This is a genomic window from Pirellulales bacterium, assembly GCA_033762255.1.
Taxonomy (GTDB): Bacteria; Planctomycetota; Planctomycetia; order Pirellulales; family JALHPA01; genus JANRLT01.
The window spans coordinates 61322-78297 of record JANRLT010000065.1 but is presented as its reverse complement, the minus strand read 5'-3'; the positions used below and the strand labels follow the sequence as shown (position 1 = coordinate 78297).

Below are 16976 nucleotides of genomic sequence, written 5' to 3'. Positions count from 1 at the left end.
CGTGCAGAAACCGCCTTGCCTGTCAAAACTACGCACTGCCAAATTATTGCCAACCTGGGCCTGAATTCAAGGTATGGATTGCGCTCCAACCTAGACAGAAACAGTTTGTTCCCTCCCGCGCGTTGCCTGCCTGGATGGGGAAAGGCATAATAAACATATTCGCGTGACCCAACCGCTCGATTTGTCCAACCTTGCCCCGAGCCTCGGTAGCCAGCCATGCCGCACGACCCCTCCGCCATTGGTGGAAAAAAGCTTCTCCCTCCTCGCCCCCCTCTTGGACTGTGGGGAGTGATTTACGTGTGTGCGCTCGTTGGGATGGCGGGACTGTGGGGACTTACGCAGGTGGCGGCGCAAACCACTCCCCCGAAGCGGGCTCTTCCCCCCCAATGGGACCAGACTGTGAAGAGCCTGTTTCCCGAGGACGCCGCCAAGGAACTGGTCGGTTCGCGGCCCGCGTTGGGGGCGGGTGCCGCGGCGGTGGCGAACATTCCGGCGACCAGCGGCGGTAACACACCGGTGGCGCTGGACCCCGGCGCGACCGATTGGACAAAAATTATTGACGCCGCCACGCTGGAATCAGAGATCAAATCGTATCTCACGCCCACGGGGGAGGATGTTAAAACGATCAGCGCGTTCAAAAGCGGGGGATATAAACGTTCGCGGATCAGTTACAGCATGCTGGGCCTGATGTTTGGGATTATCGCCGAGTACGCGGGGGATGTGCGTTTTAAAAAGGACGCCCTGGCTGCGCGCGAACTTTTTGGCCGGGTCAGCATGAATCTCAAGGTCTCGACCGACCAGGCCTTTAGCGAATCCAAGAATCGGGCCGAGGACCTGGCAAAAATATTAAGCGGCGAATCGTTGGAAACTCCCCCGGGAATAGAGCCCAAGGCCAAATGGAACGAAAAAGTCGCCAATCGTCCCCCGCTGATGGCCCGGCTGAAGCTAGCCACCGAGGAACGCTTGAATAAATTTACCTCCGACGCGGGGACCTTTGGCAATAGCGCTGACCAAATCCAGCATGAAGCGCAAATTGTGGCGGCTATTAGCGCCGCTATCATTCGCGAAGGTTACGCCGACGCCGATAGCGAGGACTACCAGGGCTTTGCCAATGCCATGCGCCAGGCCGCGACGGAACTTTCATTGGCCGCCAAGTCCAAAAATTACGACGCCGGACGCGCGGCCCTGGGCATCATCAATAAAAATTGCGACGCCTGTCATGGGGTCTATCGCTAAATAGCTTGGCCTACCCGCGGTAATGTAAAAAAAGTTGTGCGCGTATGTCCCTCGATCAAACCCAATCCCAGGCCAGCGAGGAACGCCAGCACGCCCGGCAGCTCAGTCTGCGTTTGGGGCGTCCTCCCCTGGAAATCCCCGGCTATCATTGCGATAAGTGCCTCGGGAGCGGCGCCTTTGGCGAAGTTTGGGTTGCGCGGGATTTGACCACGGGCCGTCCCGTGGCGATCAAGTTTTTTCATGTCTCTCCCGATCAAGATTGGTCGCAACTGGCGCGGGAAGTCGAAAAACTGGCGTTTCTGTCGGCGGACCGTTATGTGGTGCAACTGCTGGATGTCGGCTGGGACGCCGCGACCCCGTATTACGTCATGGAGTACGTGGAAGCCGGTTCGCTGGCGCAGCGGCTGGAGCTGGCCGGGCCTCTGCCAATCGAAGCGGCGGTGGAGATCTTTCGTGAGCTGGCGGTCGGTTTATCCCACGCCCACGGCAAAGGGGTGCTGCACTGCGATCTGAAGCCGGCGAATGTGTTGTTGGATCAAGACGCGCGGCCGCGCTTGGCGGATTTTGGCCAGGCGCGGCTGGCGCACGAACAACAACCGGCCTGCGGCACGCTCTTTTACATGGCTCCGGAACAAGCCGCCGGCAGCGAATCCCCCGATGCGCGCTGGGATGTGTATGGTCTGGGTGCAATCCTGTACGCCATGCTGGCGGGGGAGCCCCCGCGGCAGACGCGGGAACTGGCCGCGCGGCTGGAAAACACCTCCCTGTTGGCCAACCGGCTGGAAGTATACCGCCGCGGCCTGGGACCGCTTTCTGCCGCAGAAATAGCGGCAAAATTTCAACTGGATTGGGCGTTGGCCGAAATCCTGGAACGTTGCCTGGCGTTGGATCCCGGCGAGCGGTTTGCCAATTTGACCGAGGTCCTGACAGCGCTCGATACGCGGGAACGGCGGCGGCGACTGTGGCCGCTGGTTACCCTAGGGGGAGTGGGGCCGGTGGTGGTAATGTCTTGCCTGGCGCTCGTCGCATGGTGGTTCTTTGGTAACGCGTTTGAGGATTTGCGATCATCCCTGACCGGGAAAGCGCTCGAAAGCCTCAAGTTTGCCGGCCACAACGTGGCGGACGCCGCGGGAAGCGATCTCGCCAACCGGTTTGAACTTGTGGAACGCCTGGCGGCAGATCCCGATTTATGCGGCCTGTTGGCGGAATATAAAAGCAGCGAGCAAGTCATGACCCTGGGGGCCAAGCTCAGCGATCCCGTATCCGCCGAAATGCAGCTAGAACCCTATCGCGAGGAATTCAAACAACTCCCCTACTTAACTAAATTACAGGACCGCCTGGCCTCGCTCATCGCCGAACATAACCGCTTTGGCTATGCCAGTTGGTTTTTGACCGACGCGCGGGGATTGCAGGTCGCGCGCCTGCCCGCCAGCCAAACCATCGGTCAAAATTACGCCTGGCGAACGTACTTTCATGGCGGCGCTCGCGATCAAGCCCCCGACTGGCGACCGGCACCGGCTGAATCGCTCAAACGGACGCATCTCTCCGCCGTCTATCGCAGCCAATCCAGCAAGCGCTGGAGCGTGGCGATCTCCACGCCGCTGTTTAAACTGGATGGCAGCCAGGAATTTTTGGGCGTGCTGGCGTTGACCTTTGAGGTGGGGAAAGAATGGATCGAGCTGCATAGCAACTCCGGGCACTTTACCGCGCTGGTTGACCAGCGGACCGGGGATGGCGCCGGGTTGATCGTGCAGCATCCCCTGTTTAGCCAGGTCTCCGCCCCCACGGGGATCTTGCCCGACGAAATTGCCGAACTGCGCGTCCCGGCCACAGAGCTTCCCCCGTTACAAAGCGGCACCGACAACTACCGCGACCCCCTGGGCCGCCATCCGGCTGGACAACGATTTGCCGGACGCTGGCTGGCGTGGCAGCAACCCATCCTTATCCGGGGCAAGCCATCGGGCTGGGTGGTGGTCGTGCAAAGCCCTTACAATCAGGTACTGGGGAGCGAGCTTGACCAGTTTCGCGCGCATTTCTTTTGGAGCGGAATATTTGCCCTGGGCTGCGCCGCCGCGATTACCGCGGGGCTGTGGATTTACGCTTTGCGGCAGATTCGGCTGCCACCGCCACTCCCCCGGCACGCCTAATGACCCACCCCCGGCAACTTTCGCACAAGCATCCTTTCCCGCGAAAAAACTCGGATTCCGGCATGGCCCAACTGATCGCCCAAGGTCACGACTTTGAAAATCGCTGGCGCAAGAACGTCCCCTTGGACCAGGCGTTCATCTTGGGGCGCGAGGCGGGGGAATGGTCGGTGGCATGGGATGCCAAGATTTCGCGCCGGCACTTGGAACTGTTATGGGATGGCCAGTGCCTGCGGCTGCGCCGCCTTTCCACCGCGCGCAATCCGGTCTTTGTGCGGGGAAAAGAAATTCAGGAATGCCAACTAGGCCCGGGGCAGCACTTTGTGATTGGCCGGACAACGTTTACGTTTACCCAGGAACAGGTGGTGGTAGCCCGCGACGCCCCGGAGCCGCGCTATATCGCCAGTTATTCGGCGGCTGATTTGCGGCAAGTCCCTTTTCAACGCGCCGACTGGCGCATTGACAGTTTGGTGCGCCTACCGGAAGTCATCCATAGCGCGGCCAACGAGCAGGAACTGCTCGAACGGCTGGTCACGCTGCTGTTGCATGTGCGGGGAGCCGACGCGGCGGCAATCGTCCAGCAAGAATGGTTGGCCGCGGACTCCCCCCCTTCCACCACCGAAAACGCCCAGACCAACCCCACGATGCGCACGCAGGTATTGCACTGGGACCGCCGCTCCTTGGCCGCGGGACAATTTCGTCCCAGTGGACGACTCATCCAGGCCGCCCTGCTCAAACAACAAACCATCTTGCATCGCTGGCTTTCCCTGGACGAGTCGCTGGGCTACACCATGAGCGAGCAAGACAGTTGGGCCTTTTGTGTCCCGATCCCCAGCCAGACACGCAGCGGCTGGGTCTTATATTTAACTGGCGGCAGCCGCGTTCCCCCACTCCCAGCCGTCGCGCCAACAAACGCGGGTCGGGAACCGGCTTTACCGGTAAATGCCACCGCCGAAGATCCCGAGCTACTGCGCGATGATTTGAAATATGCCGAAATTGTCGCGGCCACGCTGGGTTCCTTATTGGATCTGCGGGATTTAACCCAGCGGCAGGCCACGTTGGGGGCGTTTTTTTCTCCCCGGGTACGGCAACTGCTGGCCGCGCGCGATAGCGAACAAGCTCTGCAACCGCGTGAAACCGCCGTCACGGTCCTCTTTTGCGATTTACGCGGCTTTAGCCGCAAAAGCGAACTGGCCGCCGCTAACTTGTTGAATTTGCTCGAACGCGTTAGCGAAGCCCTGGGCATTATGACCCGTCATATTCTGGCACAAGGGGGGGTGGTCAGTGACTTTCAGGGGGATAGCGCGATGGGCTTTTGGGGGTGGCCCTTTGCCGAGCCAGCCGCGCCCCTGGCGGCTTGCCGTGCGGCCTTGGCAATTCGCCGAGATTTTGCCGCTTTGGCCGGGGATCCCGCACATCCCCTGGCGGATTTTCAGGTAGGGATCGGTCTGGCTTCGGGGCTGGCGGTGGCGGGAAAAATTGGCACCCGCGACCAAGCCCAAGTGACCGCCTTTGGGCCGGTGGTGAATTTGGCCAAGCGGCTGGAAAGCCTGACGCGGCGGATCACCGCGGATATTTTGCTAGACCGGGCGACAGCCCAAGCGGTGGAGAACGCGACCAGCGGAGAATTGTGCTATCGTCCACTGGCCACGGTGCAGCCGTATGGTTGGGAACAAGGAATCCCCATTGGCGAATTGCTGGATGTGGAAGACGAGGGTCCGCAGGCAGCCACCGCCAAATCCGCCTTGGCGGAAAAAATCGAACAACTCTTTACTAGTGGCGATTGGGCGGCAGCGCGCAGCTTGGTGGTGCAACTTCCCCCGCATGATCCCCAACGGCAGTTGATGGAACAGTGTTGGAATCAACTGGGTTCCACTGTCCCTGGGGCATGGGCGGGAAAAATTGAACTGACAAATAAATAAAAGGCCGGAGGTGGCTTTGTAGAAAGCAGATTCGGGTCACACTGGGTAGGCTATCCCCCCAAAGTCCCGGAATTTAGTCCACTGCGGGGGGTTGCGGCTTGCCACGCGACTCGGGAGGGCCATAGTTGGGCGGTGGTTCCTCAAATCGTGGCCTGCCAGGGCCGCCGGGACCGCGTTCAAAGGGGGGGCCGTCTTCCGGCCGTCGCGGTGGTGGAGGCCCATCAAACGGGGGGCCTTCTCCCGGAGGCGGGGGGCCATCTTCCCGGGGACCGCGATTACCTTTGCCGCCAAAACCCTTAGGCCCAAAGGGGCCATCCCCCGGGCGACCTCGATGCCAGCCGTTTCGCTCGTCGAACTTGCGGCGCAATTCCCGCTTAAATTCTTCCGCCGGCAACAATTGTAGTTCGTTGCGTTGATCCTCGGGCAGGCTTTTGTAAAAGCGCTCCAGGTCTTCCTCGCTCACATGCCGCCGCATGGACATGCCGACCTGCATGGAGGTCCAAACCCAGGATTGCAGCAGTTTGAGGTGCTCGTCGACCAGGGTTTCGGGGGGAAGGTTGGTGGTGCCGTTGCGTTGTTGAAATTGTTCGATTCGTTGCAGGGCCGTCTTGGAGAGGCGTTTCTTAAGCTGTTGAATGTCGGCCGCGGTGATCGCCAGGATTTTGGGGTTGGTGCCCGCCAAATGCCGCCAAAAATGAAACATGAGCGCCTTGCGGGCGTGGGGTTCGTTGCTTTCGATGATTTGCTGGAGCTGGTCGGGGGTTTTTTCATCGAGGTTCGCCTCGGGCTGCATACGGCTGGCCACAAACCGCAACACATCGGGCTTCATGGTTTCTAATAATGGTTTTCTGGCCCGCCAAACGATATCTTCAAACCATTCAAAAATCGTACGGTAATCGCGGGGTTCAATCTCTTCCTGGCCATAGCGTTTGACAAATTGCTCATCCTCGTCCTTGACCAATTTCGCTATTCGTTCCAGCCGCGCGGGTGTCGCCAGTTTGGCCAACTCCCCCACTTCCAGGGGAGGGCGATTCATCAGCCACGCCTGATAATTGGCCAGGACTTCCGAAAGCCGCTGGGCCTGGGGATCGGCCCGGAGTTGCCGTTCAAAATCGCGCAGGCGTTGTTGCTCCGCCGGATCGAGGGCCAAAAACTCTTGTTGCTTTTGTTGCAATTGATTTTTTTGGGCGACGGACAGGCCGGCCAAATAGGCCCGTTTGTCGGATTCTGCCGTGAGAGTTAGCGGATCCGGGGAGGGAGCGGCGGATTGGTCTTGGTCGGCGATTTCGCTAAAGTGGCCTTGCTGGTCAAGTAGTCGCAAGAATTGCAAATCGCCCACCTGCTGGTATTGGCGCCATTGTTGCAAGAGCGATAAATCGGCCAGCAAGGTGGCATTGGGATCGGGCCAAAAGGCGCGTAAACCGATAAAGCCCAACAGTAAAGAGGCGATCCCCGCCGCCGCGGTCCATAACCAGCGCTGCCGCCGCAAGCGGGGGGCCGCGGCTTCCAACTCGCGAACTTCGTCCCGGGCCGCCACGGCGACCATGGCGACGGTGGTTTTGGTAAAGTTCTCGTCGACGGTTTCCCGAGGCAGATTATCCAGTAAATCCCAGGCCCCGGATAAATCCCGCAGGCGTTGCCGCACCCGCTCTTCGCGGGAGAGCCGTTCCTCAAGCGCGCGGGCATCCGCCGGCGAGAGTTCTCCGTCCAAGTAGGCGGTTAGCAACTCGTCCAGGGGATCGGGAGGCAATTCGACTTCATTCAGTTCTGGCATGGCTAGGCACCTTCTCGTGCAATACCAACAAGGAAGGTTAATCCGCTGGGGAGTCCGGGGAATCACCGGCCAGGGCAGTATCCGACACCAGCCCCGCCTGGACGGATTCGCCCCGGTGCAAATAAGGTTCCAGAGCGGCCTTTAAATTGCCGCGCGCCCGCGACAGTAGCGACTTGATCGCCTTGGGCGTTAGTTCCATGGCGGTGGCGATTTCCTCGTAACTCATGTTTTCAAATTTATTCAGCAGCACCGCCATTCGCTGACGCTCGTTGAGCGTGCCGATCGCCGCGCGAACCGCGTACCGCAGCTCTTCCTTATCCAATAACCGGTGAGGCATTTGCCCGCTGGCCGCGACGGCCACGCCATCCATCGTGGGAAGTTCCTGCGATTGATCCGCCGGGGCCGCCAGCCGGACTTCCTTGCGCCGCGCCTGCGAACGCCGCGCATTGGAGGCGACATTGTTGGCAATGGTAAATAGCCACGTCGAAAACTTGGCCCCCGGCACATAGCTTTTACGCGAACGGTAAATCCGCAAAAATACATCCTGCGCCAGATCTTCCGCCAAATCCCGCTGCTGCACCAAATGCTCTAACACGTTGACCAACCGGTCTTGATAGCGCAGCATCAACTCTTCAAAGGCGTTGGCGTCGTCGCCGCGCACCGCCAGCATCAACCGCACGTCGGGATCGTGCATGGTATAGCGAAAAGCGGTGGAGTCGCTGATGGACATGCGATAGTTTGTCCCGCCAACGGAATGGAACGGGCGTCGCGGTTCCCCGGAAAGACGGCCCCGCCGCGTTCCCGGGATTTATTGACAAATGCGTAAATTTCTTACCCTCTTTCGCCCTTAATATACAACACCGCGCGGCGGTCTGGGTATCGTCCCCAACCCATTTTGACGCGTAATTTCCGGGCGGACCGCTTTGCGAACCCGCGGGGGCGCAAATCTGTCACAGCAATAGTCTGGACGCCAGCAAACCAGCGGCTCCCGGTGTTCCCCTAAAATACCGCTCACCCGGAAATTTCCCCGCAATTAAATCCCAAATAGCGGGACCGCCACGAATTTGTTACACTGTCAGGACTGAGCAGGAGTAGCGGGAAACGGCGGTTGCGGCCGCCTGGATCCCGCTCCCAGGAAGAATTTTCTTGTAGTTGCACCCGTAGCTCAATTGGATAGAGCATCGGTCTTCGGAACCGAGGGTTGGGGGTTCGAGCCCCTCCGGGTGTAGTTGCGACAGTTGTTGACTCTAATGAATTCTTGGCGACAAGTGCTGAACTAGCAACAACTTGCGAAGAGCCCTCGCTGTCTGCTTTGGGCTGACTCCAATTTTGTCTTTGTGACACAGATTGTCTATTTTGGTCAGTTTGAGCTTCTGGCGCACTCCCAATATACTCCCAGCCGGTTGTTGGTACTTCCGACTGGGACACAGATTTTGAATCCGCGGCTTGGCTATTCGTGGGCTTCCAATGCTGCGGAAGCTTTCCCACTGCTTCTGCCTTTTCCGCCAAGTCTGTATGACTATAGACATTCATTGTTAAGCGAATGTCGGAATGGCGAGCGAGTTTTTGTGTTGTCTTGGCAGAAACGCCTGCACGACCAAGGTTGGTAATAAACGTATGACGAGTCGCATGAAAATCGGCGAAACGTCCTTCACGATCTTGGTATTTCAAAAAGTCCGATTTTTCTCGCTCCATCTTTTCTTCAGATGTCACAGCTTCTTTTATCCAGGAAGCACGTGCATGAGCTAAATCCTTTTGCATCATTTCCGATGTACGGCGATCAAGTCCGCCAGATTGCTTTGATACGGGAAACAGGAGTTCTTGCTTCTGAGGCTTCTTCTGCTGGAGCCATTTAAGCAGATACTCAACGAGTTCAGTAGGAAGCACCTGGGTGTCTGACTTGCGGTGTTTGCTATAACTCGCATTGACTGTAACCGTGGCTGGCGTTGCCTCAATTGAAAACGATTCAATGGTGAGGCTGCCAATCTCACCGCGTCGTAATCCTGTTGCCGCCGCTAGTAGGTACATCATGGCACGATCGGGACCAGCAATACCCACGACGCTAGGGCCAGTTTCCGCAGCTACTACTAATCGTTCAAATTCAGACTGGGATAAAGCCCGACGGTCGTGACGGCGATCGGTGCGTACATTCAGCAATGGAATATTTGCCGTATAGTCGATTACCAAGCGTTTGGTTTTGACCAGCCATAAGCTAAATTGCCTCATGGCTTTGAGATAATGATTGCTTGTCTGCTTGCTCATTCCGGCTTGTCTCCAATCTGACAGACAGCGTTCAATTTTATCCCCTTGAATTTCTTGGAGCGTGTGAAAGTCGCATTCGGTAACGATTCGCGTAATTCGGCTAATTGTTTGGTCACGATGGAATTCACTGACATCGCGGTCAATCAATTGTTGACGAAATCGCTTTACGAAATCAGCGACAGAGCAATATCGCTCGGCATCAGGCAACTGCTTTAAGCCATTCTTGATCATACTCGCTTCCTCCTCCATGCGAACCGCTAATCGTTCGGTTTCAGCACGATCCGTAAATCCTTTAATGGTTCGACGCTTACCATGATGATCCTTGTAACCGATATACCAAAAAGCGCGCTTTTTGCATTTGTCCTGGGTTCGCTTGTATATCGAGGCCATGTCAAGACTCCTAGTGTGGGCGATGACGGGGGGTGTTTATGATGTGGCTGGCTTTAAGTTTCTCTTCGATCCAACGTTCAATGTCTGCTGGCCGCCAGCGGACGGTGCGTCCGAGGCGGATTGGTTGCGGCAGCTCGCCGCGAGAGACAAGCCGCCAGACACTGCGAGTCGAGATACCTAGGATTGTAGCGACTTCTCGCACGCAGATCATGCGTGGGGCAAGCGATTCGGGTGATGATAAGTGTGCCACGGGAATTCCTTCTCAAAGTTTATTGAAAATGGGCGTCAAGATCGTCGAGATTCTGAGTTTTGGTGCTACGGTCAATCGGAGGTTTGTCCGGAGTGTGTTCAGACAGCTTGCGCGGTTCTGGGCTTTTACGCGCCAGCTTCGGTACGCAGAATGTCGCATCCTCCGCAGCTGACCAAGCCTTCAGGAGCATCGAGTCCGAAGGCCGAGGCACGAATTCAGGCACGTCGGAGCGAGGCGCGATGAGCGATTTGCCCCAGAGGACGGCGCCCTCCAGTTTGTCGAAGTAAGAACCGTGCGAGCGGACGATGTAGTAGCCACTTAGACCATTCGTCAAGTTACACGCGTCGATGTCGAGGAACTCGCTCGGCAGAACGAGTCGACGCGTCGTGCGTTGTCGGCTTACGGAGCGACTCTTGCCTCCATTGCCGGTTGATTCTGAAACCGATTCTTCCTCAAACTCTTGATCCCCGAAAAGTTCCGACGCCCATTCGGCCGTCTCAACGCACTCCAAGCGACCGAACCAGCGGTTGGCGATCTGCCCGAGAATTTCGTCGGTTTCCTCGCGACCGTAGAGCGTGCTTCGCCGCAAGCCCTGAACGGACTGAAAAGCCAGTACGCAACACGCCCCTTTCGATCTGCCTTTCTTCATCAAGCTGACCAGTCCATCCAGTTTTCCGGCTTCGCTGATTTCATCCCATAGAAACCACGTCCGCCGCGTAAACGAGTTCGATTGATTTAACACCAGATCTGAGGCCCGTTTGAAGAGACAACGATTGACGGCATCAATCGCCATACGTCCAGTCTCGTAATTCCCCAGAACGAGAATCCAGTTTCCGCGAACCCAGTCTTCAATCGAAAAAGATTCAGCGGCTGTCTCCCAACTCGCCGCGATGTTGGTGAACGGCAGCAATTTCGTGGCGACCGTACTCATGATGTTCGCCGCCGTACGCTCTTCGCCAAAGTATTCACGCTCGATGGATCGCGTCACCCCGTGCTTCCGCAGCACGCGGCGGATCAATCGAGCCGACTGCATGACGCGCAGGAGCGAAGCGAACGTCCAGTGTTCGCCGCTGAGAATGAAGCTCAGCATGACGCCATACAGCAGATGCCGCGCAGCGTCGGCGAAAAACGGTTGTGAATCTTGAACATCAGGGAAAAGTGTTCGAGCTGTCTCCAAGGCAACCGCCGGGTTGGTGACATCGCGGGCAATTTTCCAAGCCGCGCCCCTTTTGTCGAACGGATGGGACGTGACGATCTTGGCGTGCGGGGCGATGGCGCTTAGCAGTGGAAGGATGTCTTGCTTGTGGTCGTAGACCAAGGCGCGGCTGTCGGGTTCGATCCCGATGCCGCCCAGAGATGATTGCATCAAAAGTTGCAAGAGGGTTGACTTGCCACCGCCTGAAGCGGCCACGGCAAGAAAATGTCCGGTAGCTTCGCTATCGTCAAGTTGGTGGCGGCCCCAAGCCAGCTTTTTGCCAGGCTCTGGCACCGGAGGAGGTTTTCGCTTGAATAGCATCGAAGTTCCTTTCTTAGTAAATGTTTCCTCTATTTGATCTCGTGGTAGGTGCGAATCGTGCGGCCGCGGACGTTGCCGGCTGTTGTTGCTGGTGGAGACGATCGAGGACCGGAACCTAGTCGATTGTTGTTGAACCCCCGCCCGCGCGGCTGGACTTCCTCCGATCTTGCCGGCTCTTCCCAGAAGGAGAACAGGGCTCCCAGGATAAAGAACACAATGACTGGCAATGCCCACGACGTGTTGGGAAGCCATCCCGCGAGACCGACCAGACCGAATAAGAATTGGAGCGCTAGGGCTCCCAATCCCGACCAAAGAACGCTGGAGACGACGAGATTGAAAACGTCGCGCGGCAGGTTCTTGGCCGTCGTGTAGATCCGCCTTTGGATGGTTGTGGGAGTACGTTCTTCATAGAAGTTCCAGAGCTTGAGAAGGCCGATCCAGATGATGAAACCTAGGGCCACAAACCCGGCCAGCGTGAGAGAAGTGATCATCTCAAAGTCCCCTTTCATAAGTGTTGTTTTCGCGTTGGCTGATTCGCGCGGCCACGTCATGGGCAAGTTCCTTGACGCGTGAACGGGAAAGCGTGCTCGCGAGTGCTTCCAACTCCTCCCCGGCGTGGGCGCGATCGACAAAGAGACGTGTTGTGCAGCGACCGCGAGTTGCTTGCACGTAGGCCAGTTCGCGATCAGCCATACTTCCGCCGACGAGCAAATACGCATTATCAACCGTTTGACCTTGCGATTTGTGGGTAGTCATACTGAGAGCATGTGTGAGACTTTGGTTCCCATAGTCCGCGAGACGGATCGTGACTTGACGCCCCGAATCGCCGTCGAACCGGACGGTGATCCGCTTTAGGAATCGATCAATCGCGATGACTTCTCCCCTATAGCCATTGCGAATACCATCCGCAAACACGTTCTTGTGAAAAAGGACACGGTCGTGTAGACAGAATCGCTCGCCATCGTGAGGAATCGAGGACGCGAAGTCGATGATTCCAGCTTTCGCGCGTTCGCGCTGGGCGAGTCGATTGGCGGCTCGCGATTCGGCTCGTGTTCCGGTGAAGATAACGTGGTCTTGAGGTCGTGACATTCCTCCATTCGCTTTCCACTCGGCGATCAGCGCGCTCAACGCTCCAGCGCGATCTTCAGCGACGGTGAGCCGTCCTCGTTCGGCGTAATTCCTGAGAGCGCTCGCGGCATCACCATGCCGGAAATCTTGCGCTGCCTGACGGTCGGCGGGGTCTTGCTGACGCAAGTTGGTTGCCAGCATCGCGGCTTGATCTGTCTGCATCAGGTGCGCGAACGGCCCACCCGGAGCAATGGGCTGCAACTGCCGTACATCGCCGACAAGAATGAGGGTGAGCGAAAGTCGCTGCGCCGCTTCCGTCAACCGGAGCATCGTTCCGGCGTCAACCATGCCCGCTTCGTCGATGATCAGAATGTCACCGTATTGGATTTCTGAGGGAGGCGTCGGCACCGCTGTATTGCCTGCGTTGTGGGAGGTTTGCAGGTTGGGTTTGTCGAAACCGTTTGCACCACCCTCCAGACGATGAAGATGGCTCGCAATTGTTCGTGACGGGATACCCGCTTTTTTCGTAAGTTCCTCGGTCGCGGTCCCAGACAGGGCTGCACCATGCACCCTGTAGCCAGCCGCTTCAAAAGCCTCGCGGAGAGCATTGAGGGTGGTACTCTTCCCGGCCCCGGCAACGCCGGTTAGCAGCCGCAGCGCACGCTTGCTCTGGAGAATGTCAGTGACCGCAGTTTGTTGTTCGTCGGAAAGGCGCTGTTTCGAAGGTGACTGAAAATTCGCGTATGATTGAATCTTGGCACCGGGAACGGACCGCAACGTCTCGAAATTTCCCAGCAGTTGTTCTTCCCGTCCCCACATCTCGTCGGTGACATACTGCTTTTCGCCAGACAAGCTGCCGAGACAGCGAATCTCTCGGTCTGCGTCTAGCTTTTTGCGAGTTTGATCGGCCAGCCATACACCCGACACGGCCATAGCCTGACCTGCTTCGCAAACCGTTCGAATTATGTCGCGTTCCGTGAACGTGGCTTGCGTGGTCTCAATTGTTGCGAGTGCTTCGTGCCAGCAGTCGGCAAAGACTTGCTCCCGATTACTCTGCGGTTGCTGTCGGTTCGTGATTGTTTCCAGCATTTGGGGGGTGACGCCAAACTCTCTCGCCATAGCTTCCCATTTCAAAAACAGTTCGGACCTGGCGGGAATGGACGACTTGGTTTTACGAGTGGCAAGATTGGCGCGCTCGCGGGCGGCGGCATCGGAAGCGTTACCAAGACCGTTGCCCTCGGCCGCTATCCGTTCTTCGATTTCGTGCCGACGACCCGACCAGCGCTCGCAGAGTTCGCTCGGCACGTCGGCAATCTCAAACCAGGAAGCGCAGCGTCCTTGTTCGTCAAGCGGCCGGTAAAGGGACACACCCAAGCGTTCAATCAGTTCCGTCGCCAGCACCGCTCGGAACATCGGTCCTAACGTGCGCGCCCATTCGTGCAAGCGGCGGCTGTTGACAGCCGACCAACGACCATCGGTGCCACGGGCGACATTGGCAATCACATGATGGCAATGAAATTGAGGTTGCCAATCGTCACCGTCAATGAGGCGACTTGTTGCGTGTCCGAACTTCGCGATGACTAACTCAGCGAATTGTTCCTGTCGTCCGCCTCGTTCGCGGCGACTAAGGGGAATGTTTGCTGTGAACCAGTCAAGCGTCTGGGTGCAAGCAACTTCAAAGGCTTCTTCAATCGCAGTGCGAATGTAACGCGTACCAAAGCCCCACAACGCGGAAACACTTTTGGGAGCCGAGAAGCACAAGTCGTATCCCGGCACACGCTGTGCGGAATTCGCTAAGCTGATGTTGTTCGTATATTTTTCAGTCTTCGATCGGCGGGTTACTTGAAGCGGCTTTCCGTCAGGGGCGAGACCTTCGAGGATTCGACTGAATGCTTCGGCTTCGACTCGTCCCAAGAGACCGAGCCGTTCGGCACCGCGGCCGTACCAGCGGCCCGGCGGCTCGCCACCGCCGGTGTAGTAGTCGGGATTGACGATACCGTTAAAGTATTCTTCGATCCCGCTTTCGAGAACCGTAAGCGTCAACATCTGAATTCCTAGCTGAGCAAATCGGAGCGGGCGATGGTTTTGGCGTCTTCGAGGGATATCTGGCCACCTGCCGTCAAGAGCGTTACGAGCGAGCGCGCCTGATTGCGGTGGACGAGTTTGAGCCGCACGTGCAGCTTGGAGATTTCCTCCGCGAGACGAGCGGGGCAGATCGCGAAGTGCTCCTCGACGATTGCGCGCACAAGGTCGCTCCGTGTCACGTTCAAGCGACGACACTCTTCGTCGAGTTGCTGAAGTAACTCTTGCTTTACGCGAAAGGCGATCGTCTGGGAGTTCATCTGTTTCTTGGTGGTTTGCGTTGTAAGTCTTGACGGGAAAGGCTCTACCTGCGAGTCGAATGCTTCCTGCAAACACTTATGGGCTTTCTGTAAACGCCCGAAGTCTCTCTTTTATTTCGATTTCTGGAGCGAAGCGATCTCTTAGCAAGCACTGCGGTGCCACGGTGTGGTATGGGTTGAAAAGGTCTGTTATGGGTCTTGTAAGGTACAACTATTGTGCGACGGTCCGCTGGGCTATTTGGGGTGGGACGACGACTTGCACGGAGTTGAGACCACCAATCTGAATCTCGAGTGGCTGGGATGGGGCAACGTCGAGGATTGCGAGCCGATGACAGTTCGCTGTCAGTTCGTCCGCCACTTGGCGAAACGAGACAGTCAGATCGCGGGCGTCGCCGACAACCAGGACACGACCTCCGGTTTTGGTGGCAATTGCCTTAACGTCGGTGAGGTCGTCATTTCCCGAGGTCAGGGCAATGAAATGAATAGAGATCTGTCGCCGCCGGGCTTCGTCAATGAGAGACGCGGGGGAAGGCCCCGGGACCGAGTTGGCGCCGTCGCTGAAGACGACGATGTGCCTCTGACCTGGCCGGTCTGCCAAGGACCGAAGTGCCTCGGCGATTGCGGCAAACAACGCCGTAGCGCCACCCGTTTGGAGCCGCTGACAGCCAACGATGGCCACGTCGCGTTTTGTTCCCCAGTCTGCCACGGTCCTAACGTCGGTACCAAAGGTTGTCACTCTCAAGCTAACTTCGCTGGGGAGCTTCTGCAGCATCTCTACGCAGGCAGCCTTCATGGAATGGTGCTTCTCTCCCTGCATCGAGTCGCTGCGATCAAGCGCTAATGCGAGTTCGAGCGTTCCTTCCCCTGCCAGCGGCCTTGCCGCCAGAGTACAAATACGTCCGTCCTGCCGCGCGACGAAGTCAACGGAACGCAAGGAGGCCATGGGGTTGCCAGCAGCGTCGGTGACTTGCATGTCGGCAATCAACAGTCCCGGCATGGCAGACGGCAAGAACCGTAACAGGCGTGCCCGAGCACCTATAGGTAAAGCTTGCGGCTGCCTGCTCGCAATTGCCGCGCGGACCTCCGTCACGACCTTGGCGGCATCCACCGTGGAAACTTGCTTGTCGGCCGCCACTCGCATCACGTCTTCGAGGAGTTGCCCGACCGTCGTCAAATCGTCCGCGAGTGTAGCGCGGACGACAGCGATAACTGACTGGAGTCGCGTTGCGATGGCGGCATGGAGTGCTGCCGCCGACTGTCGTTCATGCGACGCGAGCAAACGCTCTGCGTCTTCACGGCGAGCGTCAGTTGTTTTCAGTTTTGCCTGGGCGGCGGCCAACTCCCGCTCTCCATCCTGACGGCGAGCTTCAGTTGTTTTCAGTTTTTCTTGAGCGGCGGCTAACTCCCGCTCTCCTTCCTGGCGGCGAGCGTCAGTTGTTTTCAATTGTGTCTGAGCAGCGGCTATCTCCCCAGCGAGTTTTTTCTGCTGGATAAGAGCCGCGAGCGCAGCAAGCACTGAGCGTGGATAATCAGCCGAAACGCCATACTGCTGGGCTACGCGTATCGCCCGATTGAGCAATTCTCCCGCTTGTGCAGGAAAGCGCTCGGCGGCAAGAGTGAGATTCCGGACGGCACGAGTAGCGAGGGACAGGGTGTAATCGGCCGTGTGTAGATTTGCGAGTTCAGCGAGGCAAATCTCGGCGGCTTCCAAGTGATTAGCGCGCTCCTCCAGCAGGCGGACAGAATATTCGACCGACGCTCGATTGCCATCCAGGAAAAAGGCGTGGGTTCCTGGTAGGCGCGCCGCCACGAAGAAGTAGAGCAGCAGCATCCCGGTCCATACAGCACCCATGAATGCACCGACTAATGCTTCGCGAAGCGGGCTTTCCCGAAACTTCTGGTGACCAGTCGTCCGCGTTCGAGTGACCCACAAGAAAATCGTGCCGAGTAGTAGCAATACGCTGGCCGGAATACCTCCTAACTGGATGTGCAGCGTGTCTGCCCACGCGAAGCTCGCGACAGCGACGATATCAATAATCAAAAAAACCAGGAATCGTAGGCAGAATGACATG

At 57.7% G+C, this 16976-nt stretch carries 11 protein-coding genes and 1 tRNA gene; 5 read left to right on the top strand and 7 right to left on the bottom strand.

Annotation, left to right across the window (positions count from 1 at the left end; all coding sequences use genetic code 11):
- Positions 1–297 precede the first annotated feature (297 nt).
- The 3 genes from SFX18_17730 to SFX18_17720 all read left to right on the top strand — a co-directional run bounded on the left by SFX18_17730 (position 298) and on the right by SFX18_17720 (position 5302).
- Positions 298–1236: a hypothetical protein gene (locus SFX18_17730; GenBank protein MDX1964992.1), complete on the top strand. Its 939-nt coding sequence runs from the start codon at positions 298–300 to the stop codon at positions 1234–1236.
- A 44-nt stretch (positions 1237–1280) separates the two neighbouring features.
- Positions 1281–3383 (top strand): serine/threonine protein kinase, encoded by a 2103-nt coding sequence (locus SFX18_17725; protein ID MDX1964991.1) that lies wholly within the window; start codon positions 1281–1283, stop codon positions 3381–3383.
- 62 nt (positions 3384–3445) lie between these two features.
- Entirely contained in the window at positions 3446–5302 is a 1857-nt protein-coding gene (locus SFX18_17720; GenBank protein MDX1964990.1) for an adenylate/guanylate cyclase domain-containing protein, read from the top strand.
- A gap of 73 nt (positions 5303–5375) precedes the next feature.
- On the opposite strand, the gene SFX18_17715 is transcribed toward SFX18_17720, so the two are convergent.
- The gene (locus SFX18_17715) at positions 5376–7076 is read right to left on the bottom strand and encodes a hypothetical protein (GenBank protein ID MDX1964989.1); all 1701 of its coding nucleotides are present in this window, start codon (positions 7074–7076) and stop codon (positions 5376–5378) included.
- Between the two features lie 37 nt (positions 7077–7113).
- On the bottom strand, positions 7114–7806 hold the full coding sequence (locus SFX18_17710) for a sigma-70 family RNA polymerase sigma factor (GenBank protein ID MDX1964988.1): 693 nt from the start codon (positions 7804–7806) through the stop codon (positions 7114–7116).
- A 424-nt stretch (positions 7807–8230) separates the two neighbouring features.
- On the opposite strand from SFX18_17710, the gene SFX18_17705 reads away from it, so the two are divergent.
- Together SFX18_17705 and SFX18_17700 are read left to right on the top strand one after the other, a co-directional pair.
- Positions 8231–8304 (top strand) — tRNA-Arg (locus SFX18_17705).
- A gap of 1422 nt (positions 8305–9726) precedes the next feature.
- Positions 9727–9909 (top strand): hypothetical protein, encoded by a 183-nt coding sequence (locus tag SFX18_17700; GenBank protein MDX1964987.1) that lies wholly within the window; start codon positions 9727–9729, stop codon positions 9907–9909.
- An 88-nt stretch (positions 9910–9997) separates the two neighbouring features.
- On the opposite strand, the gene SFX18_17695 is transcribed toward SFX18_17700, so the two are convergent.
- From SFX18_17695 to SFX18_17675, 5 genes are all read right to left on the bottom strand, one after another.
- The gene (locus SFX18_17695) at positions 9998–11494 is read right to left on the bottom strand and encodes a type IV secretion system DNA-binding domain-containing protein (protein MDX1964986.1); all 1497 of its coding nucleotides are present in this window, start codon (positions 11492–11494) and stop codon (positions 9998–10000) included.
- Positions 11495–11523: 29 nt separating this feature from the next.
- Positions 11524–11985 carry a hypothetical protein gene (locus tag SFX18_17690; GenBank protein MDX1964985.1) on the bottom strand — a complete coding sequence of 154 codons (462 nt, stop codon included), beginning with the start codon at positions 11983–11985 and terminating at the stop codon, positions 11524–11526.
- 1 nt (position 11986) lies between these two features.
- Complete coding sequence (gene mobF, locus SFX18_17685) at positions 11987–14608, bottom strand: MobF family relaxase (GenBank protein MDX1964984.1); 2622 nt, start codon at positions 14606–14608, stop codon at positions 11987–11989.
- Positions 14609–14616: 8 nt separating this feature from the next.
- Positions 14617–14904, bottom strand: coding sequence for a ribbon-helix-helix protein, CopG family (locus SFX18_17680; GenBank protein MDX1964983.1), 288 nt, complete (start codon positions 14902–14904; stop codon positions 14617–14619).
- Positions 14905–15115: 211 nt separating this feature from the next.
- Positions 15116–16975 carry a VWA domain-containing protein gene (locus SFX18_17675; GenBank protein MDX1964982.1) on the bottom strand — a complete coding sequence of 620 codons (1860 nt, stop codon included), beginning with the start codon at positions 16973–16975 and terminating at the stop codon, positions 15116–15118.
- Between the last annotated feature and the right edge of the window lies 1 nt (position 16976).